Source organism: Kribbella sp. NBC_01484, assembly GCF_036227145.1.
Classification (GTDB): domain Bacteria; phylum Actinomycetota; class Actinomycetes; order Propionibacteriales; family Kribbellaceae; genus Kribbella.
On sequence record NZ_CP109437.1, the window covers coordinates 3,851,770 to 3,874,044 of the forward strand.

The 22,275-nt window shown below is 66.8% G+C and carries 16 protein-coding genes; 12 read left to right on the forward strand and 4 right to left on the reverse strand.

Annotated features, from left to right (window positions below):
- The first annotated feature begins 4 nt into the window (after nt 1-4).
- The 8 genes from OG555_RS19000 (at nt 5) to OG555_RS19035 (ending at nt 8,297) form a co-directional block, all read left to right on the forward strand.
- A complete protein-coding gene (locus OG555_RS19000; protein ID WP_329484240.1) occupies nt 5-175 on the forward strand; it encodes a hypothetical protein in 171 nt (56 codons plus the stop codon).
- Between the two features lies 1 nt (nt 176).
- Complete coding sequence (locus OG555_RS19005) at nt 177-812, forward strand: hypothetical protein (protein WP_329484241.1); 636 nt, start codon at nt 177-179, stop codon at nt 810-812.
- On the forward strand, nt 809-2,086 hold the full coding sequence (locus OG555_RS42880; RefSeq protein ID WP_442914509.1) for a DUF6112 family protein: 1,278 nt from the start codon (nt 809-811) through the stop codon (nt 2,084-2,086). Before OG555_RS19005 ends, OG555_RS42880 begins: the two co-directional genes overlap by 4 nt.
- Before the next feature lie 382 nt (nt 2,087-2,468).
- Nucleotides 2,469-3,332: a type IV secretion system protein gene (locus OG555_RS19015; RefSeq protein WP_329484242.1), complete on the forward strand. Its 864-nt coding sequence runs from the start codon at nt 2,469-2,471 to the stop codon at nt 3,330-3,332.
- Between the two features lie 2 nt (nt 3,333-3,334).
- A complete protein-coding gene (locus tag OG555_RS19020; RefSeq protein ID WP_329484243.1) occupies nt 3,335-4,762 on the forward strand; it encodes an SCO6880 family protein in 1,428 nt (475 codons plus the stop codon).
- Between the two features lie 107 nt (nt 4,763-4,869).
- Entirely contained in the window at nt 4,870-6,162 is a 1,293-nt protein-coding gene (locus OG555_RS19025) for an ATP-binding protein (RefSeq protein WP_329484244.1), read from the forward strand.
- Between the two features lie 388 nt (nt 6,163-6,550).
- Nucleotides 6,551-7,948 carry a type IV secretory system conjugative DNA transfer family protein gene (locus OG555_RS19030; RefSeq protein ID WP_329484245.1) on the forward strand — a complete coding sequence of 466 codons (1,398 nt, stop codon included), beginning with the start codon at nt 6,551-6,553 and terminating at the stop codon, nt 7,946-7,948.
- Nucleotides 7,932-8,297: a hypothetical protein gene (locus OG555_RS19035; protein WP_329484246.1), complete on the forward strand. Its 366-nt coding sequence runs from the start codon at nt 7,932-7,934 to the stop codon at nt 8,295-8,297. Before OG555_RS19030 ends, OG555_RS19035 begins: the two co-directional genes overlap by 17 nt.
- A gap of 14 nt (nt 8,298-8,311) precedes the next feature.
- Here OG555_RS19035 and OG555_RS19040 read toward each other — a convergent pair whose 3' ends face one another.
- Nucleotides 8,312-9,067 carry a methyltransferase family protein gene (locus OG555_RS19040; RefSeq protein WP_329484247.1) on the reverse strand — a complete coding sequence of 252 codons (756 nt, stop codon included), beginning with the start codon at nt 9,065-9,067 and terminating at the stop codon, nt 8,312-8,314.
- A gap of 48 nt (nt 9,068-9,115) precedes the next feature.
- Complete coding sequence (locus tag OG555_RS19045; RefSeq protein ID WP_329484248.1) at nt 9,116-10,234, reverse strand: alpha/beta fold hydrolase; 1,119 nt, start codon at nt 10,232-10,234, stop codon at nt 9,116-9,118.
- Between the two features lie 279 nt (nt 10,235-10,513).
- On the opposite strand from OG555_RS19045, the gene OG555_RS19050 reads away from it, so the two are divergent.
- Nucleotides 10,514-13,285 (forward strand): bifunctional YncE family protein/alkaline phosphatase family protein, encoded by a 2,772-nt coding sequence (locus tag OG555_RS19050; RefSeq protein WP_329484249.1) that lies wholly within the window; start codon nt 10,514-10,516, stop codon nt 13,283-13,285.
- A gap of 369 nt (nt 13,286-13,654) precedes the next feature.
- Here the strand turns inward: OG555_RS19050 and mobF are convergent, their stop codons facing one another.
- Nucleotides 13,655-17,239 carry a MobF family relaxase gene (gene mobF, locus OG555_RS19055; RefSeq protein ID WP_329484250.1) on the reverse strand — a complete coding sequence of 1,195 codons (3,585 nt, stop codon included), beginning with the start codon at nt 17,237-17,239 and terminating at the stop codon, nt 13,655-13,657.
- A gap of 489 nt (nt 17,240-17,728) precedes the next feature.
- On the opposite strand from mobF, the gene OG555_RS19060 reads away from it, so the two are divergent.
- The gene (locus OG555_RS19060; protein WP_329484251.1) at nt 17,729-18,976 is read left to right on the forward strand and encodes an IS110 family transposase; all 1,248 of its coding nucleotides are present in this window, start codon (nt 17,729-17,731) and stop codon (nt 18,974-18,976) included.
- A gap of 107 nt (nt 18,977-19,083) precedes the next feature.
- Here the strand turns inward: OG555_RS19060 and OG555_RS19065 are convergent, their stop codons facing one another.
- Nucleotides 19,084-20,073, reverse strand: coding sequence for a GNAT family N-acetyltransferase (locus OG555_RS19065; protein WP_329484252.1), 990 nt, complete (start codon nt 20,071-20,073; stop codon nt 19,084-19,086).
- Nucleotides 20,074-20,468: 395 nt separating this feature from the next.
- On the opposite strand from OG555_RS19065, the gene OG555_RS19070 reads away from it, so the two are divergent.
- Nucleotides 20,469-21,161, forward strand: coding sequence for a hypothetical protein (locus OG555_RS19070; protein WP_329484253.1), 693 nt, complete (start codon nt 20,469-20,471; stop codon nt 21,159-21,161).
- Nucleotides 21,154-22,272: a helix-turn-helix domain-containing protein gene (locus OG555_RS19075; protein ID WP_329484254.1), complete on the forward strand. Its 1,119-nt coding sequence runs from the start codon at nt 21,154-21,156 to the stop codon at nt 22,270-22,272. Before OG555_RS19070 ends, OG555_RS19075 begins: the two co-directional genes overlap by 8 nt.
- Nucleotides 22,273-22,275 lie beyond the last annotated feature (3 nt).

Sequence of the window (22,275 nt, forward strand, 5' to 3'; positions counted from 1 at the left end):
TTCCATGAACGTTCTCGACATGCGTCCGCGTCGACGCAACTGGCTGGTCCGCTACTACTTCGCGCAGTTCAGGTTCTACCTGCGTCTGCAGGCCGCGTTGCGGATCATCCCGCCAGCTGTCGCACGCTCACTGATCGCCCGGCTGCAGCCGGTGAAGTTACGGAGGGAGCTCTGACATGCGTCGAGTCTGGAACTCGAAGCTTGCCGCACCACTCATCATTCTGGGGCTGCTGATCGTCTTGATCTTCGCGCTCATGCTCCGCTGGCACGACGCACCGAACGCCGCTCGTGGCGAGCCCTCGACGCCAGGCGCCGACGACGGGCAGGTCACGGAGTCGAAGGAACCGAATTCGATCGTGGAGCCGCAGTTGCCAGCGTGGGAGCGGCCGGCAACGACAGACCCGAAGGCCTATGCGATCGCATTCGGTACGGCGATCTGGACGTACGACTCGAGCGTGCACGGCTACTTCGACTGGCAGGACGCCGTCACAGCCTTCGCGAATCCTTTGGAGTCGCCCGACGCCGGCCGCGTTGCTCGCAGCATGTTGCCGTACGCAACACAGTGGGAGGACCTGAAGGTTCACGAGGCTCGCGCGAGTGTGCTCGATGTGACCGCCGCGACCACGCCTGAATTGGTCGCGCTCGCGCGGGATCCGCGGGCGCCCGCGGGCTGGCACGGCTTCGTCGTACGAGGAACACAGGAGAGTGTGCTCGACGGCGAGATGACGAGGTCACAGCGGCACGTGACGGTCGGAGTGATCTGCCGTCCGCGGTGCAGCTTCTGGTCGGCCAGCAACGAACTGCCTCAATGATCATCAAGCTCATGGTGGCCGGCGCTCTGCTGGCCACCAGCGCCTGCCTGATTCCACCACTCGCGATTGCCGGGAAGGACGCCGACAGCTGCAAGGCCGTGCAGACGCTGAACAAGGTGAACCTCGATGCCGAACAGGCTGCGAATCTCGCGGTCCTCCTCGGTGTCGGCGACCGATCCGGTGTCGGCGAGGCTGGCAAGGTGATCGCGGTCATGGCGGCGCTTACGGAGTCGTCGCTGCGCAACGTCGACCATGGCGATACTGCTGGGCCGGACTCGCGTGGACTGTTCCAGCAGCGAGACGGCTGGGGACCACTCGCCGTTCGGATGGATCCGGCGGGTGCGTCTGACCTCTTCTACACCGCGCTGGCGAATGTGCCCGGCTGGACGGCGATGCTGCCGTGGCAGGCCGCTCAGGAGGTTCAGCGCTCTGCGTTCGCCGACGGTGAGAACTACCACAAGAACTACGACGCGGCAGTCAGCTTGGCCCGCTCGACACCACGCGTGAATTCCTGCGGCGGCTGGGGAGCAGGTGACACCGAGGCGCTGCCAGGAGCTGACGCTTCAGTCTCTCGGGCGCTGAGGCTGGTCGGCAGTCACGGCTACTACCAGCTCTGTGCTCGGTTGGCATCCAACATCTGGGGCCGTCCCTACTCGGGTTACTACTCCGCGGCCGAGCAGTGGCTTCAGATGGTCAGCTCAGGCAATGCGCATCCTAACGACCGGCGACCGCCTGTCGGCGCTCTGCTGTTCTGGTCGACGGACGGTCCTTACGGCCACGTGGCGGTGTACGTCGGCAACGGTCGCATCGTCTCCAACGACATCGGGGACCGGACGCCCGGAGACGGTGGCGTCTACCTGGTCGACGTCGGTGCGATCGAACAACGCTGGGGTGCCACCTATCTCTGGGTGGGCACCACCGATCTACCCAAACCCATGAAATCCGACTACTCGGCGCTGACCGGCGCCAGGAGGCACATCCGCATGCTCAGCTTCTACTACACCCAGGATCCTGGAGTCAGCCCGAACTCCAACGGACTGCCTGGGCTCCCGGCGCTCCGCGAGATCGTCGGTGCCTTACAGACATTCGGTCTGGTGATCTGCGTGGCCGCGCTGATCATCTCGGCTGGTGCGTGGGCGATGGGTAGCTTCGGCAGCAACGCCCACTACGCCGGTAAGGGCAAGGTCGGTTGCCTGATCGCAGCCGGTGCTGCCGTCCTCATCGCGTCCGCGAATCCGATCATCCGCTTCTTCAGCGGCATCCAGATCGGATAGGTGGCGATCCACGATGGCTTGGAGCGATTGTCTTTTGAACCCGGTCAGCTGCGTGGTCGGAAGCGTCGGTGAGACTGCCGCGAACTCGGCGTGGGACTCGTTTCTCAGGTGGTCGGCGAACGGTCTGTCCGATCTCTCGGCGACGGTGTTCCAACGCTTCAGCTCCAGTACGTCGCCCAGGTTCGATCAGAAGTGGTGGAGCCACAACCTCGATCTCATGGTCGGAGTCTGCCTGCCCATCCTCGTCGCAGCCTTCGTCTTGCAATGCGTATCGGCGGCAATTCGCCGCGAACCCGGCCGCCTCGGACATGCCGTGCTCGGAGCCCTACTGGGAACGGCGGGGGTTCCCTTAGCTGTCGGAGTCATCGCAGCATGTGGGGCGATGGTCGACGACCTCTCCCGAGGAATTCTTGGAACCGATGCAGCCGCCGCCGGCATCAAGCGGATGACGGACCTCACGGCGTACCTGACCGCTCCGACGCTTGGTGGCGTTCTGCTCCTGGCCGTGCAGTTGGGGCTGCTCGCGATGTTCTCGCTGTACTTCGTCATGCTGCTCCGCGAAGTCGCGCTGATCGCGTTCGTCGTCTTCGCCCCGGTCGCTCTCGCGAGCTGGACTTGGTCTGCGACCAGACATTGGTTACGCAGGTGGATCGAGATCGTGGGAGCGTTGCTGTTCTCGAAGGTCGCCATGGCCGTCGTGTTCACCCTCGGCTTCTCGGCGGTCGGCGCATCCGGGCAGGGAAACGCCTCGAATCTCGGCAGCTTCTTCGCGGGGATCCTGCTGATCGCCATGGCGGCATTCACCCCGCTCGCCACGTACTCGTTCATCCATTGGGCCGGCGACCAGAGCCATGCCGTTACCCGCACTCTCCAGCAAGGCGCTTCGGGTGTCGAGGCTGGCAAGGACCAGCTTGAGCGGTTCGCACAGTGGCGAGCAGACCAATTCAGCGGCGGCTCCGACGATGACGACTCCTCGCCGGTTGTCGGAGGTGATCACGACCCCAACGACACCACAACATACGACGGCGACACTGGCTCGTCCGATCACACCGCCGCGACAGCTGGCGGTCAGGAGTCGGCGGCGGGGGCGGAGCAAGGCGCCCAGTCCACGCTGCAGCCGCCGTCGAGTGGCGGCAGCGATTCGGGATCGGCGGCGATCGCGGTTGCCATGAGCGAGGTCTCGGTCGATGGTCAGCCGAGCACCTCAGCGGATGACAACAGTCAGGCTTCGGAGAAGGGCAACTGACGATGTCCAATGCACTGTCCGCGCGGTTCCCGCGTCCCCAACGGAACTCGCTGCTTCTCGGTCTGCGACCGATTCAGGTAGCGCTCCTGGTCATCGGTGTGGTGGCGACAGCCAGTGCGCTGCTCGCAGGATGGACCGCGTTCCCTCGGTTGACCGCTCTGTGCGTAGCAGCCCTGTGTGGCCTGGTCGCGTTCGGCCGATTCGAAGGACTGCCGGGCCACCGGTGGGTTGTCTTGCGCGCAGTCCATTGCATCCGCAGTTGGCGTAAGCAGCAGTCATCCCGGGCGAATGTGCTCGCACCGCGGCGGCACGGCTATCTGCAATTGCCCGGCGAGACGAGTCCGCTGCGGATCCTGGACACGCCGTCGTCGATCGGTGCGGTCCATGATCCACGCCGCCGGAGACTGATCGCGGTGGCGAGGATCGAGGGGCCTGCACATCTCCTCCAGAACTCCGATGAGCAGGACCGGCGGGTGGCGGCGTACGGGCGGATGATCGCCGGACTGTGCCAGAGCAGCCGGATCGCACGAGCGCAGATTCTCGAGCGCACGATCCCTGACCCAGGCGACGGTCTCGGTGACTGGGCCCGCGAACGCAGCCTAGACACGGGGACGGCCGCAGGTTCGATCTATGGCGACCTGCTGCGGCACGCGGCGCCGGCAGTCGCCCGGCACGAGACGTTGTTCAGCTTCGCGTTGAGTCTCGATGCGGTGTCGAAGGAGGCTCGGAAGTACGGCGGGGGAGTGGCGGGCGCAATGGCAGTGCTGGACGCCGAGTCGCGTGCGTTCCAGACAGCGTTCGCTACGGCCGGGGTCGCCGGGTGTTGGCTCAACGCCGCAGACCTGGCTGCAAGTCTGCGGGTCGCCTTCGACCCGGCCGCGACGCGGACCTTGTTCAGCGACATCGACCCCGCTGATGCTGCCCCGCTCGCGGTCGACGCGGCCTGGGACCACCTGCGCACCGATTCGTCGTACCACCGCGTCTACGTCGTCACAGAATGGCCGCGGATCCGCGCGACGCCGTCCTTCCTGAGCCCGCTGTTGTTGAAACCGGGGATCCGGCGAACCTTCTCCTTGGTGCTGCAGCCGGTGCCGGTCGGGAGAGCGTTGCGTGATGCACGCCGGCATCAGGTTGAGCGGGTGACCGACCGGGCGACGAGAAAACGGATCGGCCAGTTAGAGACTGAGGAGGATCGTCAGCAGGATGCGGACGTCGCCCAACGAGAGCGGGACCTGGCCGCTGGACACGGTGACGTGCGCTGGATCGGACTCATCGCAGTGTCCGCCGATACCGAGGAGGCGCTCGACGAGGCGTGCACCGAGATCGAGATCGCCGCATCGCAGGCCTTGCTCGATGTACGGCGCTTGGTCGGCCAGCAGGTCGAGGGGTTTCTGGCGGCAGCGCTGCCGTTCGGGGTGGGGTTGGGATGAGGCCAAGTGCAGCGCTGTTCGAGCCCAGCGCGACAGATCGACGTACGCGACGCGCCAATCGCCGGGTGGGCCGGCCGGATGGTCGACGTACGTCGCCTGCCCCGCCGATGCAGGAGTTGGTGGACGATCCGCCGCCCGTAGTCGACGGCCTACGCTGCCGACTACCGTTGCTGGTCGACGACCATCGAGCGACGACCAGAATCCTGCGGATCGCCTATCCGTTTCTCGCCGAAGGCGGACTGGGGGCCGACGGCACCTATATCGGCAACGACGTATTCAGCGGTGGATCATTCGTCTACGACCCCTGGGTGCTCTACCAGTCTCGTGTGATCACCAACCCGAACGTACTCCTGGCCGGCGTCATCGGCAGCGGCAAGTCGTCGACCGCTAAGGCTCTGATCACGAGATCGATCGCACTCGGGTACAAGGCCTACGTCCCGTGCGACCCGAAGGGCGAGTGGACGCCGGTCGCCGAGGCAGTGGGCGGTGCGGTCATCAAGCTCGGTCCGGGCCTGCCAACGCGGCTGAATCCTCTGGACGCCGGAAGCAGGCCGAGCGGGGTACTGAACGACGACTGGCACCGCATCGTGAGGTCACGACGGCGCGCCCTCCTCGGCACCTTGGCCGAGTCGACGCTTGGCCGGCCGCTGACGGCGCTGGAACACACCGGCCTGGATCTTGCTATCGACCGTGCGTCACAGTTGCCGGCGCCAACGATCCCCGACGTGGTTGCGGCGCTGTTCGACCCGGATGCCGGTCAGGAGACGTCCGCGGTCGACAACCGCGAACTTGCTCATGCGATCAGGCGGCTGGTCCACGGCGATCTCGCCGGGATGTTCGACGGGCCCTCTACGACGCGATTTGATCCCTCGCTCCCGATGGTGACATTGGACTCGTCGTGGATCGGTGCGGGTGGCAACGATCAAGCTCTCCGGCTGACGTTGGCGTGCGCTTCGTCCTGGCTAGAGGCGGCGGTCACCGATCCGGCGGGTGGCAAGCGGTTCATCGTGTACGACGAGGGGTGGCGCGTCATGCGAGACCCGGCACTTCTGCGACGCATGCAGGAGCAGTGGAAGCTGTCTCGCGCGTGGGGTGTCTCTAACGTCCTGATCGTCCACCGGCTGTCCGACCTCGCGGCCGTCGGCGACCTCGGATCGGAGGCCCGCGCGCTGGCCGAAGGCCTGCTGGCTGACTGCTCGACACGCATCATGCTCCGCCAGGAGCCGGACCAACTCGCCCGTACGGCGACCTTGCTCGGCCTGACCGATGTCGAGGTGGCGACAATCGCGAAACTGCCGAAGGGCCGAGCGCTGTGGCGGTTGCCGAGTCGGTCGTTCGTCGTACAACTCGTTCGCCATGCCCGCGAAGTCGAGCTGTTCGACACCGACGGGAGGATGTGAGGTGAACGGGGGTGTCCGTCCGCCCCGAGATTCCTCTGACCTGCTGATGCTTGCCGGGGGAGTGTTGCTCGCCGGCGCGGGCGTGTTGTACGTCGCTGGTGGATTGACCAGCTTGGCCACGAATGGAGGCTGGGTGCGGACGTCTTGGCCCGAGGCGTTGAAGGTGGTGATGGCTCCGGCTGATCCGGCGCGTGTGTTCGGGCTTGCCCCCGGCGCGCTTCCTGTCGTTGTCTACTGGATTGTCGTCGCGGCGCTGCTGATGGCTCCAATCGGTGCCATCGGATTCCTCTGCCACATTTGGAGCACACGAGGCCCCGGCGCGGCTCGGCGGACCAGGTCCGTCGACAGCCGAGCTGGGCTTGCGACCGCCGCGGAAGTTGAGGCGGCCGTGGGGCGGAGTCAGGTGCTGCGCCGCGGAGTATCGGCGCGTCCCGCCGTACGCCAGGCAGATCCGACCGATGTCGGCCGCTACCTCGGACGAGCTCGGCGACGACAGTGCTGGGCATCGGTTGAGGACTCCGAGATCCTGCTCGGCCCGCCGCGATCCGGCAAGGGATTGCATCAGATCATTGGTGCGATCATCGACGCACCCGGCGCGGTCGTCACTACGTCTACCCGTCCCGACAACCTCGCCGCCACCGTGGAACTGCGGCGCGCGATCGGACCCGTCGCGATCTTCGATCCACAAGGACTGGGCAGGGTCGAAGGCATCCGCTGGTCGCCTGTGCGTGGTTGCGAGAATCCCACCACCGCGATCGTCCGTGCGAGCGGCCTCGCAGCGGGCGCAGGCTTCGCCAAGGGTGGCGTGTCCGACGGCGCATTCTGGCACGGACAGACCGAGATGGCGCTCCGCGGACTCCTCCATGCGGCAGCCATTGACGGAGCGGGAGTCGCGCAGCTCTACCGATGGAGCCTCGAGCCAGCCTCCGCGATCGAGGCCGTCACCATCCTCAACCGCTCGAACGATGCCGCCGAAGGCTGGGGTGACACACTCGATGGCATCGTCCGCATGGACGGCCGGACACGCGACGCTGTCTGGGCAGGCGTCCGCTCCGCACTGTCCGCCCTGGCCGACCCAGCCGTCCGGAGATCCTTCGACCCACCCGAGGGCGAAGGACTCGACCCCAAGACGTTCATCGCCGACCGCGGCACCATCTACCTCCTCGGCACCGGAGTCGGCGCGAGCGCCACGTCGGCCTTCATCGCCGCTCTCCTCGAAGACATCACCGAGACCGCCCGCCAACTCGCCGCAGCCAACCCAGGCGACCGGCTTGAACCACCTCTCGCACTTGTCCTCGACGAGATCGCCAACCTCTGCGCCGTACCGTCCCTGCCATCGCTCATGGCCGACGGTGGCGGATCAGGCATCTCCACTCTTGTCGTCATCCAGTCCCTAGCCCAGGCGCGAGACCGTTGGGGAGAACAAGCGGCCGCAGCGATGTGGGACGCCGCCACCCTTCGCCTCATCCTCGGCGGGTCAGCCCAACCCCGAGACCTTCAAGACCTCGCCGCTGTTTGCGGCGAACGCGACGAGGAGGTCCGCAACTGGAGTCGCGGCGCCGATGGTGGCCGCACGATCTCGACCAGTACCCGCAGAATCCCGATCCTGCCACCTGACGTGATCCGAACTCTTCCCTTCGGCACCGGCGTTCTCCTCGCCCGCACCGCCCCACCCATCCTCCTCAGCATGACCCCCTGGCCGGACCGCCACGACGCTGACCAGATCCGCGCCAGCATCGCTCGTACCTCAGGCCCAGGAAGGCAGCGCGATGACCTCGCGCGATGAGCTGTTGAGGTCGTTCGACCTGGCAGACAACGATCCGGAGATTGTCTGCTGGCGCGACCTCGACCCATCCACCACAGCCGCAGAGCTCACCCGCCTCACCAGCTGGGCCGACTGGATCATCGACCGCTACAACCTCGACCACAAACTCATCCCACCCTGCTGGCCCGAACACGGCGCCCTGGTCGAGGAACTCTCCGCCCTCCGCACTCTCTGGGAAGCCTCCTACCTCGAAGACGCCAACCCTTCGGGTCCCCTCGCCTTCCACCGAGACCTTGACTTCGCCCTCCGCCGCCTCCGCGAATGGACCTCCCGCCTCGGCTGCTCCCGGACCGAACACCGGCCGGAGTAGATCCTGTGTGGTGGCTACCCGCCAGGTGACCGAGTGCCCACTCGAGCTGGAAGTCCTGGCAGGAGGGCGGGGACGCGGGCGGCGTAGTCGTCGTACGAGGCTCCGAACGTGTTGCGGAGGTCGCGCTCTTCGAACCTGATCCCGACGGCGATGTAGCCGGTTGCGGCGAGGGCGAAGAGAAGATGCGATGCGCTCATCCGTGGTGTCGCCCAGAAGGCCAGTACCAGCCCGGTCATCAACGGGTGTCGCACGACGGCGTGGAGGCCGCCGACATAGAGGTCAGAGGTGAGGCCGGGGTCTCGGGCGGGCGTCCATCCGGCCTGCCGCAGCCCCATGAGTTCGAGGTGATCGATCGCGAACGTTGCGGTGATCGCCAGCGCCCAACCGGCGGCGAAGACTGACCAGGCGACGACCATGACTGGGCCATCGGCGTGCCAGATCTGCCCACCCCAGGGCTGCCAGAGCACCAGCAGCAGCGCGAGGCAGATGTCTGTGGCGAGCACGTAGGAAGTGCGTTCGAGCGCCGGCGGGATCCGCCGACTCAGCCAGGACTTCACCTGAGGCCGCGCCATCACCGAGTGCTGGACGGCGAAGAGCAGCAGGAGCGCCAGGTCGATCGCGACCGCGCGAGCGGTGGTCGTACGGTCGGGACCGTCGACGGTCCTGGGGACGACCACGCCGGCGAGGAAGGCCATCGTCCACACGGTGACAACGACGAACCCCAACCACGCGGCGGCCGAGACGAGGAGATGGGCAGGGCGTCGGGACATGTCTCCATGCTGCGCGGTGGCCGTCCCCGGCGCAGCCGTGGAACTACCTCACTTGTGCGGGTGTCGCGCGACGTACCAGGCTGCGACCTGGGAACGAGATCTGAACCCGAGCCGCAGCCGGATCCGCTCGAGGTGCGACTCGGCGGATCGTTCGGTGATGCCCAGGCGGTCGGCCAACTGGCGGTTCGTGAGGCCGTCCGCCACGAGGGCCGCGACTTCTGTCTGGCGGGCGGTGAGTCCCGTGGGAACGGTCCTTCGTAAACGTGGCAGTCCGAGGAAGCGTCGCACCTGTTCGACCAGTGACTCCACATCCCCGATGGCAGGAAGGTGCGAGCGACCTGCGAGCTCCACGAGCTGGGCGCCCGGGATCGCGTCGGCGAGCACCCTGCTCTGGTCGATCGGGGCGGCTCGGTCTCCGCTGCGGTGCAGCACCAGCGTCGGCGCCTGCACCCGCGCCAGGCTCGGAAGCACGTCCAGGGCGTACGCGAGACGCAACAAGTCGACCGCTGTCTCGGGCGAGGAGGCTGCGCGCTGGTAGCGGGCGAGCGCGAGGCGGGTGCCGGTGTCAGCCTCGGGTGCGAAGAGATCGGTGAGCAGGTCTGATCCCAGGCCCCAGTGAGAGGCAAGCAGCCCGAGCAGATGCCGCTTGCTGTCCTCGTCGCCGATGGCGTCGCCGGTCGCCCAGCCGCCGTACAGCACCAGACGCGAGACCTTCTCCGGTTGGTCGGCGGCCCACTGTGCGGCCACCGCCGCCCCGAGCGACCAGCCCAGGACATCACAGCGGGTGATGCCGAGCGCGTCGGTCACAGCGGCGATCGTGGCAAGCTCGAGCGCCATCGTGCGAGGGCCGTCGTAGGCGTCGGAGAGACCACAACCAGGTCGGTCGTAGCGCACCAACGTACGGCCCGACGACAGCGACTCGTGGAACATGCGCTCGGCGGGGATGGCCCATCCCAGCTCGAGATGACTGAGCCACCCCGGCGCAACCAGCAGGAACGGCCCGCTGCCTGTCAGGGCATAGGCCACCCGCCCGCCATCGGCCAAGTGCGCCATCCCCAGGCGCTGGTCCTGCGCAACCACGACACCAGTTAACAGCAGTGAGGTCGCGATTCGCACAAGGATCTTGGCCGGCACCGCGCGCATCACATCCGCGGCAAGTCCGGTCATCGCTCAGCGTGTGTGACCACAGTCACCGCGCTCATCCAAGGTTTTGCCTACGTTCGCCCGGCGTCCACGCGCCCTGGCGGGGGTAGACAGGTTCCCTGGCCAGCGTGGCACGGCCGGGGTGCGCGCTGGAGAGGCACAACGTGATGGCCAGCGTGCGTGGCGGTGAGAACGTCACCGGTGCCTGCCGTTGACGATTTCGACCCGCGTTTCCTCCTCGGCTTCAGCGGTCCGACTCACGTGGCCGGACCGCGCCCCAGCCCCAGTGAGAAGGGATAGATCGTGCAGGTAGTACGTCAGCGCCGTGAGAGAGGCCGCACAGGTCCGCTCGCGCTGCGGAAGGGACGAGCAGCGATCGTGGCGGTCGCCGCGTTCGCCCTCGTCAGCACCAGTACCGGTATCGCTCTCGCTCAGACCAGCCAGTTCGGCTTCGAGCAGGCCGGCCAGATCACCGACCAGGGCCGGGTCATGGCCGACGGCCAGCACACCGACCCGATCGGCGAGAGCGTGGTCCTCAACGAGGGCAAGTTCATGTCGACGGTCGTCAGCCCGGACGGCACCCACCTGGCCGGCTCGATCACCGACGGCGGGATGGCGATGGCCATCGTGGACCTGAAGAAGCTCAAGCTCCAGGAGTACGTCGGCAACAACGAGGCGGCCGATCTCAAGATCAGCGGCAACGACGTGGGCCAGGAGGGTCCGACGTACTCGCCCGACGGCAAGCAGCTGTGGCTGGGCCAGGCCAACGGCTACACCCGGTTCACCGTCAACCCCGATGGCAGCGTGTCGAACCCGACCACGGTCGCGATCCCTGCCCAGGGCGGCAAGCAGGCGCTGGTCGGTGCCGCTGTCTTCTCGACCGACGGCAAGACCGTCTACTCGGCGGTCAACGGCCAGAACCGCGTTTTCGCGATCGACACCACCACCGGGACGATCCTCCAGAGCTGGACGGTGGGCACCGCCCCGCGTGGCATGATCATGGTCGGCAACAAGCTCTACGTCACCAACGAGGGCGGGCGTGCGGCCAAGCCCGGCGAGCTCACCCAGAACTCCTACGGAACCCAGGTGCCGGCCGACCCGAACGCCGGCACCACCACCGGCACGGTCAGCGTCATCGACCTGGCGAACCCGGCCGCCGTTCCGGCGAGTATCGACGTCGGCCTGCACCCGACCGCGGTCTACGCCAAGGACGGGGCGCTGTTCGTCACCAACACCAACAGCAATGACATCTCGGTCATCGACACCGCCAGCGACAAGGTCGTCCAGACCATCGCCACCCAGCCGTGGCCGGAGGCCACGGTGGGCTATGACCCAAACGCGGTGACGGTCACCGACGACGGCCACCTGCTGGTCACGCTCGGCCGCGCCAACGCGGTCGCCGTTTACAAGTACACCTCCGCGCGGGAGGCGGTCCGCTACCTCGGCCTGCTCCCGACCGACTACTACCCCTCGGAAGTCACCACGGTCGGCAACGACGTGCTGGTCTCCAACACCCGCGGCATCGACGCGCGCAGCCCCAGCAACTTCCCGCCGCCCGCCTGGTACCACGGCACGCACGATACGACCTCCACTGTCCAGCGGTTCGCGCTGCCCAGCGACGGGGAGATCAGGTCCTACACCCAGATGGTCTTCAAGCTGAACGGCTGGATGCCAAACTCGCTCAAGCTCTCGGACAGCAACGGCCGAGGCGTGGGGCCGGTGGCGGTCCCGGAGAAGCTCGGCGACCCCTCGACGATCAAGCACGTCTTCTTGGTTGTGAAGGAGAACCGGACCTACGACCAGGTCTTCGGTGACATGCCGAAGGGCAACAACGACCCCAGGTTGGTGACCTTCGGCGAGAACGTGACGCCGAACCAGCATGCGATGGCACGTCAGTTCGGGCTCTACGACAACTTCTACGACCCGGCGACGAACTCCGCCGAGGGTCACAGCTGGCTCATGCAGGGCGACAACCCGGAGTACACCGAGTCCTCCGCAGGTGAGTACACGCGCAGCTACGACACCTACAACGATGCTCTCGGCCACCAGGCCTCCGGCTACATCTGGACCGGCGCTGAGGCGGCGGGCAACACTGCGCGGGACTTCGGCGAGTACCAGATGCAGTCCAACAACAAGCCGTCCGGTGCGAGCTGGCAGAACCTGTACTGCGACACCAAGAACATGGCGGCGAACCCCACACAGGCCACCTCCTACCCCATGAACTCGGCCGTGGCGATCCCGTCGCTCAACGACATCTCGGTGCACGGCTACCCGAGTGGCGACCACGGCATCCCGGACATCTACCGGTACGAGATCTGGAAGCGCGACTTCGAGAAGAACGGGCCGGCGAACCTCAACATGCTCTGGCTCCCCAACGACCACACGGGTGGTCCGACGACTTCGCCTGCCGCGGTTGCCGACAACGACCTCGCCCTCGGTGAGATGGTCGATACCATCTCGCACAGCAAGTACTGGAAGGACTCCGCGATCTTCGTCGTTGAGGACGACTCCCAGGCCTGGGTCGACCACGTCGACGGTCACCGTGCTCCGGTCCAGATCATCAGCCCGTACGCCCAGCACGGCACCGTCGACAGCCACTACTACACCCAGGCCACGATGATCCGCACCATCGAGCAGATCCTCGGGATCCACCCGATGAACCAGATGGACAGCGCCGCCACCCCAATGAACACGGCGTTCACCAACAAGCCCGACTTCACGCCCTTCACCGCGCGGCCGAACCGGACGTCGCTGACCCTGGGTGTGGAGAGCAACCCGCCCTCATGTGGCCTGGACACCCCCGCCCCGCAGGACCCGAACGCCACTGCTGCGCCGACTACGGGGAAGGCGCCGGCCGCCGAGCAGACGGTCGCCGCGGCCTGGAAGGCGTGGAAGGACAAGCAGCCCTTCACCGGCGACCATTCCCGCCTCGACTCCGCGCCGCCGGAGCAGATGGCCCGCATGAGCTGGTACGAGTCGACGGCCTGGACCAGGCCCTACCCCGGTGACGCCAGGATCCTCACACCCGACGAGGTCCCCGGCGCCGTGATCCCGGGAATGGACACCGACGGCTGAGCACCAACAGATCAGCAGCATGACCCGTACGGCCCGCCGGCGTCCCGGCGGGCCGTACGCCACTCGCGACCTCACGAGCCAGACCATACGTCGCCCAGATGTTATGTCGGAAAGCCCGAGTTCAGGCTGGACGGACATCGGCTGATCCGTGCGTTGGCGTCATGTGTTCGGCAGGCTTCCAGACCTGTCGCCCACCAGTTCGCGGAGATCTGTCCCAGATCTGTTGACGGATCAGAGAGCGGGTCTGACGGGCTGACGGAGCGGGGACAGCCTCGATCGTCTGATTTTCGTACATCTGGTTGTTGTGGTGCAGCTCGACGAACGACACGCCGGGGCTCGCAACCGCTGGCGGGGAGCGCTGGATCAGAATCAGAGCAACCCTTGTGTTACGCCGTCGGTGCCCTGCGATGCGCTCCTGGTGTCGAGATCCTGGAACCTTCGCATCAGGCGGTGGTGATGACTCACGTGCCAGGTGTTGTCGGGACGGACCCGGCCCAGGATCTCGTCGCTCTGGATGTTGAACCGTTCGCGGTAGGCCGCGACCTCGCGTACCAGCAGGTCCCGCACATCTTCTCTCGTATCTGCAGACGCTGCGAGCAGCGTGCTATACCAGGCTGGGTTGGCTGATGCCGCTTCGTCTGCGAGCCAATCGGCACGTTGACTGATCTGCGACTCGAGTTCCTGCAAAGCAGCCTTGTAGGTGGGATTGGTGACGTGAGTGGAGGGTATGGCGAGGCCGGCAACGGGCGAGGTAGAGGCGCTTGCGGTACGCCGTTCTGCTCGGCTGGCGACGCGTTCGATGCGGGCGTGGAGGACCGAGGCGAGGTCTTTCGCGGTCGATAGGGACGACTGGGATACGGCTTCCTGAAGGGTGCTGGGGACGTCCAGGCCCAAGTGTTCCGCTCGGCGAAGGGCTGCGATGACAGGGCCGAAGGCGGGAGAGGATTGGAGGGCAGCTTGGTCGACGGGGTCTAGGCCGCTGTTCGCAATGGCGGGGCGGTAGCGTTCGCGGGCCTCTAGCTGGCTCAGGTGTTCGTGGATGGGGACCAGGCGGTCGAGGCGGGCGGCATCGTCGAGTTGCTCGCGCATCATCTCGTGCGCGGAACGCTCGATGCCGTCTTGCTGGAGGACGGCTTCGAGGACGTCCTGCATGGTCTGGGGGAACTGCGGTTCGTGTTGCTCTGGTGTTGTGGTGTGGGTGGCTACGTAGGCGCGGTTGGCGTGGCGGCCGCGGGTCATGCCGACGTACATGAGGGCTCGGGTGAGCTTGTCAGTGACGAGTAGGTGGGCGGTGTCGACGGTTGCGCCTTGGGCTCGGTGGGCGGTGGTGGCGTAGGCGAGTTCGACGGATTCGCGGACGTAGGCGCTCGGGAGGGTAACGGTTTGGAGGTCGTCGTTCTCGACGGTGAGGGAGCCATCGTCCCAGCGGCGGATGACTGTCCAGCGATCGCCGTTCTGGACGAAGCCGTGTTGGCCGATGCGGAGACGGCGATTGTTGAGGCGGGTGACAACGTGGTCGCCGACGCCTACTTGGTTGCCGTCGTGGAGAGAGATTCCTTCTGGTTCTATCTCGCCGGTGGTGACGCGGTCGAGGCGGGCGCGGGTATTAAGTCGGCTGACAGTGGCGTTGTCGGCCGCGATGAGGAGGCTAGTCGCGCCTGCCGAGGTGTCGGCCTTCCACGCGAGGTAGGCGGCGTTCTCCATAACCTCGAGCGAGCCGTGCGAGAAGCGCTTGTGCTCGTCGTAGGCGTCGATGACATTCGGCTGGCCGTCGCGGAGTTTCAGGCTGGCGTCTCGTTCCCAGTCGTTGCTGAATCGCCAGACGTCGCGGAGTTCGGCCGCTTGCGTGTCGCGCGCGATGAGTCGGAATGCTCCGCCGGTGTTGGCGGCTCCAAGTTGGGCGTCATCGCCGACGAGGAGTAGCTTGGCGCCGACCGTGTCGGCCTCACGGGCCAGGGTCGCGAGTTCCATGGTGCCGGCCATGGATGCCTCGTCGACGATGACCAATTGACCTCTCCGGAAGCGCCATCGATCGTGTTCCGTCCGCACCTGGGCGAGCTCGCCGACGATTCGCCGATGACGTCGGCGGCGGCCTGCTTCATGCGCAGCTAGGGCGGCATGTTCGAGCTCGCCGATCCATCGTTTCCGCTGGTCCGCATTTACCCCAACAGCCTCGTGCACCCACTTCGCGACGTTCTCTGCGGGAAGCCCGAGGGTGTCCGCAAGGATCGTTGCAGCCGCCGATGAAGGCGCTAGAGCGAGGATGGTTCCCTCGCCGTGTTCGGTCTCCCAGGCCGCGCGTAGCGCAGCTAGGAGGCTCGTCTTTCCCGTGCCAGCCGGTCCTACGAGGGCTTCGACGACCTGACCACTTGAAGCAATCCGGTGGAGCGCCTCCAGCTTGTCTTCGCTCAGGTTCGCATCGCGAGAACTACCCACTTCCAAGGTCGGCCCGGTCGTCTTGCGCGCCAGTTCGAGCAGCAGGCTCTCGGCTCCAAGGATGACCGGCGAGGTGAAGATCTCACCGTTGTGAATAGTGAAGAAGCTCTGCTTGTCGGCCCGGTGCATCGGAGAGGTGAACAGAGCTGGCGGGGAGATGCGGATCGACCGGCTCTCGGCACTCCGGACGATTGCTTCGAGCATCTTTAGCCTGTCGTCCGAACTCGCCATCCGCAGGAGACGACTCTGGCGCGCGGCCTCAGCGAGGAGGTTCCAACGCGTCCACGTTGACCGTTTGGTCTGTAGAGCGAGCACCGTGGTTACGCCGTACGCCTGGATGGTCTCAGGGCTGAGGTCGTCCGCTGACAGCGGACGGTCTGTGGCCTTATTGAGAGCATTCTCAACGACGGCTGCGGCCTGTCCGTGGGTGACGCGGTCGGCGCGCTGGCGCCAGGTTTGCATGAGTTCGGTGAGAGGTCTGGCGAGGTGCTTGGCGGGCCGGTTCATCAGGGTTGCTTGCTGCCGCAATAGATACATATCGCGTTTGCCGGGAGGTCGCCCCTGGTCATCGCGGCGCGCGACAAGGATCGCCAGATTCGCTTCGATCTGCTCTGTCCGTGATGAGAACTCGTTGATCAGGTCATCGGGAATCCCATCGATTTCGAAGGCGGCATTGCGGCGTTCGCCGCGCTCGCGTAGCTGCCAGCCGACACCGAGTCGGCGGCTGAGGTTGTCGGCGAGGAGCGTGTTGTGGACCTCGGACATCGCGACAGTCGCGGCGAACAGGACCCTCCCGTCGATGGTGCGCCACTGGCCATCAGTCGCGGCCTGAACGCGGTTCGCCACGACGATATGGGTATGAAGTTGTGGATCTCTGCTGCGGGTATCCCAATGGTCGAAGGCTGTCGCGATGACGCCGCGGGTGTCGTGCTGCGCGACGCCGTTCTCGCCGGTTCGGGTGAACAATGCTTGCCGTTCGACGAGTTCGATGACGTCGCCGACTGCTTCGTGGTGGGCGGCAACGATCTGCTCTTGTACGCCGACGTCCGCAGTCGCCCAGAGGGCGGATACCGATTTGACGGGGGAGAAGGTGAGGTCGTAGCCGGCGACGGCCTGCTTGGTCCTTCGCCGGGCTTCATCGTTGCGGATCTCCTCGATCGCGAGCTCGCGCTGTACCGGATCCAGCTCGGGGTCAAGCCCGCGAACTCGCTCGACCATGCGCTCTGTAGGACTCTTGTAGACCCGATACGGTCGGCCGAGAACGGTCCCTGTCACGGGGTCTTCCGCTCGCCCGAACAGTGATGCCATCTGCGCTTCGGTCACCTCATCTCCGGTCCTTAGCTCACCGCCACCCAGTCCAGAGAGACCGCTGCCTAGCCAGCTCCCTGGGGGATACCCGGAGGCCGCGTAGTACGCGGTCAGCTTCGTAGCCATGCGTCGGTCGATGTCTCCTGTTGCTACGTGTTTGAGGAGATAGGTGTAGCCCTCGCCAGCCGTCAGCCGGTGAATGCTAAGCATCGCTCAGCGACCCTCTCCGCGTAGGAGGTGACGCATTGATCTCGATCGTGCGTTGATCGGAGTACGACGCTTCGGCCGCCTATCCTGATCGAGTTGCTTGCCGTAGGCGCTGACGGTCTGAGAGCACGACTCCGGCTCGCAGAGTGCCTGCCGAGGATGGACGGCGGTTGAGTAGCTGAGTTCCATGTGGGCTCAACGCTTCGCTGCGGTCACTCGCCGCGCGCCGCTCGGAGAGCTGAAACGCCTTGAATGCAAGATGTGTAACGGCTTGCGACTTCGTCGCTGCGGTGGTGGATGAGAATCGTGGTTGCCGTCCGGCGACGTCGGGTCACACTGGTGCGGGTGAGCCCGTAGAAGTGTAGGGCGCGGGGTCTTCGGGTGCCGGTGGATTGTTGCTGCGAGCACGTGGGTCTGTGTCCTGGCAGAGGGCCCTCCGGACGGCGCGCGGTCGCGGGCGTCGCGGGCAGGCTGATATCGGAGGTGTCCTCGATGGAGGTTCTGTTCGAACGGGTGGCTGGCTTGGATGTCGGCAAGGGGTCGGTCACGGTCTGCATGCGCGTACCGGGCAAGCGGCTCGGGAGCCGGTCGTCACAGACGCGGACGTTCAAGACCACGACCGGATCGCTGCAGGTGATGCGGGAGTGGTTGGTCGACAACGGCGTGACGATCGCGGCGATGGAGTCGACCTCGACGTATTGGAAGCCGCAGTTCTACTGCCTCGAGGAGTCGATCGAGGTCTGGCTGCTGAACGCCGCGCACATGAAAGCGGTGCCGGGCCGCAAGACCGACGTGCGCGATGCGGAGTGGATCGCTCAGCTGCTCGAGCACGGGTTGTTGTCGCCGTCGTTCGTGCCGCCGCCACCGATCCGGCGGTTGCGGATGCTGACCCGGTACCGGGTGCAGTTGATGGGGGATCGGACCCGCGAGGCGGTCCGTTTGGAGCTGATGTTGGAGGACGCCTCGATCAAGCTGTCGACGGTGGCGTCGTCGGTGACGACGGTCTCGGCGCGGGTCATGTTGCGCGCGATGATCGAGGGTGAGCGCGACGCGCGTGTGCTGGCCGAGCTGGCCAAGGGCAAGATGCGTTCGAAGATCCCCGACCTCGCCCAAGCGCTCGAGGGGCACTTCGACGACCACCACGCGCGGATGGCCGGCGCGATCTTGGATCTGCTCGAGTTGGTCGAGCGCGCGCTGGCCGACCTGGATGAGGCGATCCGGGCCGACTGCCGGCCCTGGGCTCACCAGATCGAGTTGTTGCAGACCATCCCCGGGGTCGGGGAGAAGATCGCCCAGGTCATCGTCGCCGAGACCGGCGCGGACATGTCCCGGTTCGGGTCGGCGGCCAAGCTGGCGGCCTGGGCCGGGGTCGCGCCCGGTATCTACGAGTCGGCCGGCAAGCGCACCCCCACCGGCAAGCGGCACGGCAACAAGTGGCTGACCGCGATGCTGGTCGAGGCCGCCGGCTCGGCGGGACGGATGCACGGCAAGAACTATCTCGCCGCGCAGCACGCACGCCTGACCAACCGCCGCGGAGCTGGCCGAGCCATCTCGTCAGCGAGTCGGTGTCGCTACGATCGTCTCCTTCCAGCTGTAGCTGCTCAGCGGCGGCATGTCGCCGAGTCAGCCCTCCCGCTACCAGGCCAAGTATCGAAGGGGGTGGATGTCGCCGAAGTCGGCCTCATCGCACGCGCAGTCGAGCCCGGGCCGCCAGCCGGGAGCTTTTCAGACATCTCATGAAGCCCAGTTGGTATCCGAGCGCTTTGAGAGGGCCTGTCCTGATTCGAACCTGACGTCGGTCGCGGGTTCCGGGTCTGGTCATGCGGTGTGATCTGTTAATTGGGCATTCACTCAGCGTTAGAGATCAGGTCCGGAGCGCTCGCCCTGATCAGCGCCAAGCCGTCGTCGGTGACGGGACCCTCGACCCCGCTGATCGGGAACCTGCCGCGAGCGACGCGGAGCAGTCCTGCAGCGACGCCACGCCGCCGCCAGACCTTCGCGACCCACAGGTGCGCCAGCGACTCGTAGTCGCCGTCAGCATCGCGGTCGTGGACGATGGCGAACCCTGCCACGGCGCCGTAGCACATGTCGTCGTTGCCGAAGCTCATCGAGCTGTAGGGCGTAACCGCGAGCAAATACAGCCCGCCCTGGCCGGGTGAGAAGTCCCACCCGCAGTCGCGGCGGTACGCGCGTCCCGCGCGGTCCAGCGACGAGCCGTCCCACTCCTGCTCGTCATCGAGCACGTAGCTGGTGAGGTCGTCGGGATCGACCGGCTCGCTCATGCGCCCCCACTTGTTGACCGCCTCGATCGCCCCGGCGGCGGATTCGTCTGTGGCGACCACCAGCACCTGAACGGCCCATTGCGGACCGGGAAGACCCCGCCAGGACACGAAAGGGCCGAACTCGACGTCGATCCCGTACATGGCGTACTCGAAGGCAGAACCGAGCTGGTTGGCGACCGATAGCAGGTGGTCGTCGGCGGGACCGAACGCCGCGTCGGTCGGGTCGAGCGCCCGCAGCGCGCGGTACGCCGCGCGGATCGGCTCGTTGAGCTTGGACAGCGTGGCCGGATCGGTGCTCTCGTCGTTGTTCGGGATGTCAAGGAAGTGCTCTTGTCGGCGGTGTCCGCCATGCTGGTTAGCTCCTGTATTCGTCGTAGTGGAGATTGTCCCGCTCCCGGACCTCGCAGAGGCGTCCGCGATGGCGTTTCGCCGGGGCCATGGACTACAGCAACCAACGGAGTATCCAGGCCGCGGGAACGGGCGATCGTCGCGGTGTGTTGCCTGGTGGGAATCGCAGCTGCCGCGCAGGCGTGGCTTCCAACCCGCTGCGTCCAAACATGACTCGAATCCGACTGCTCATGTCGCCGAGTGGGAAGCAGCTACGTCGCTGCCGCCGGCGCGCTCGATCCTCGGGTTGTGCGCGACGAGCTGCTCTCCGCCTCTCGGAGCCGGCCAGCCCGATGGACGTACGCGGACGAGACTGGCCGCCGATCTCAACGAGGACTTCCAGACGACCGGCCTGACGCATCTGTCCGCGGCGTCAGGGCTTCCGGTGGTTTCCCAGACGGGCATCGGTGGACGCACGCTGACGCGATGAGTTGGAACCGCCGATTTGGCAAGAGGCTCGCCGACAGGAGCGCGCCTGAAGCATTGATGCGCGAATCGTGTGCCATACTGAAGCCGCGTCCGACCGACAGGCGGTCCTGGACGGGGTTCCAGGAGGTTCACAGATGGTTCCGGACTCGCCTGCCGACGCTCTCGGCTCTGACGCTCCCGGTCTGCGCGACCTGCTCGTCAAGATCGTACGGGCGCGGCACGCTCTCGCGGCCGAGGCGCACCTGGTCTCCGAGTCCCGGTACGCGATGGGCTTCGGCAGCCAATGGCGTGACCTGCTGGACGACACCCGTGACGCGCTGACGGACCAGGGCTTCCGCTCCTGCAAGCTCGCCCCCGGCGGGCACGAGATTCCTGTCGTCAACGACAGCCTGGCGTACGTCTGGCGAGTCCCGAACAACCCGAACGCGGTGAGCGAGTTCGCGTCGAGCCCGACCCGCAGGAACGGCTTCACGACCCCGCCGCTCGACCCGACCCTGTGGGAGCCGAGCCTGTCAGGCGAGCCGGAGCCGGCCCAGGACGCCACGGGGGAGGGCGAGATCGGCCCCGTGCTCAGGGCGGCCGGCGATCGCATGCCCTTGGTGCTCGTTATGGTCGAGTCGACGCCGCGCCAGCTGCTGTCGATCGAGTGGGCTGTCGCCGTGCTCGACGACGAGGGCAAGGTCGAGCTGCGCGGGCAGGAGGCCATCTGGGAGCCGGAACCCGCCGCCGTCGAGACCGCTACCGGTGTCGAGTCGTTCGACAGCGGCGTGCCGGTCGCGCCGAAGGTCGAGCCGCGCGAGCAGGAAGGGTCCGGGCCGGATGCCTGAGGACGGCCCAGGCCTGTTCGAGCTCGCGGACGGCGAGGTCGGCCGGTTCGAGCCGGCACGGCTGACCCAGGCCCGCGCCCGCCTCGGCGTGAGCAAGACCGACCTGGCGGGCGAGGTGGGTGTTTCGGCCGCCGCGATCGGACAGTACGAGGCAGGCGTCAACTCGCCGCGGCCCGAGGTGCTCGACCGGCTGGCGACCGCCTTGGAGGTCCGCCCGGGGTTCTTCGGCGTCGGCCGCCCGCTGGCCCGCATCGACACCGTGAACGCGCACTTCCGGCGCCTGCGGTCCGCACGGGTCAGCGACCGCCAGAAGGCGCTGGCCACCGCCACGTTCGTGTGGGAGCTGACCTTCGCGCTCGAGCGGTATGTCAGGCTCCCCGAGGCGGATCTCCCGGTCCTGCCCCCCGGCACGACGCCGACCGACGCGGCCGCGGCGCTCCGCGCGCACTGGGGCCTGCCTGACGGGCCGGTCAGGCACCTGGTGGCCACCGCGGAGTCCCGCGGCATCGTGGTCGCAGTGCGCCCCCGCCGCGAGATCGAGGCTGTCGACGCCTTCTCGGCCGTCATCGTCGACCGGCCGGTCATCATCACCACGCCCCGCCGCAGCGAGAACGTCTTCCGGCACAGGTTCTCGACCGCGCACGAGATCGGGCACCTGCTGCTCCACGGCGACTCCGGCGAGCACAGCGCCGCGGTGGAGAAGGAGGCCGACGAGTTCGCGGCCGCGTTCCTGACGCCGGCAGCCGCCATGGACGCGGCGCTGCCGCAGCGCCTCGATCTGGCGGCCCTGGACCGGCTCGGGCGGACGTGGGGCGTCTCGCCGAAGTCGCTCGTCCGGCGGATGGTCGAGCGCGGGCGCACCACCGAGTCGTCGGCACGTCGGGCCTACCAGCGCCTGGCGATGACCGACGACCCGCTGGCCGACCCGACGAGCGCGTACCCGGGGGAGATGCCGTCGCTCCTGAAGAAGGCCGCGGAGCTGGCGGGCGACCACAGCGCAGGGGTGCCAGCTCTCGCCGAGGCGCTGAAGCTCAGCGCCGCGCAGGTGCGCGACCTGCTCGGCGACGCCGACCAGCGCCCTGTCCTGCGCCTCGTCGGCGGCCAGGGCTGACCC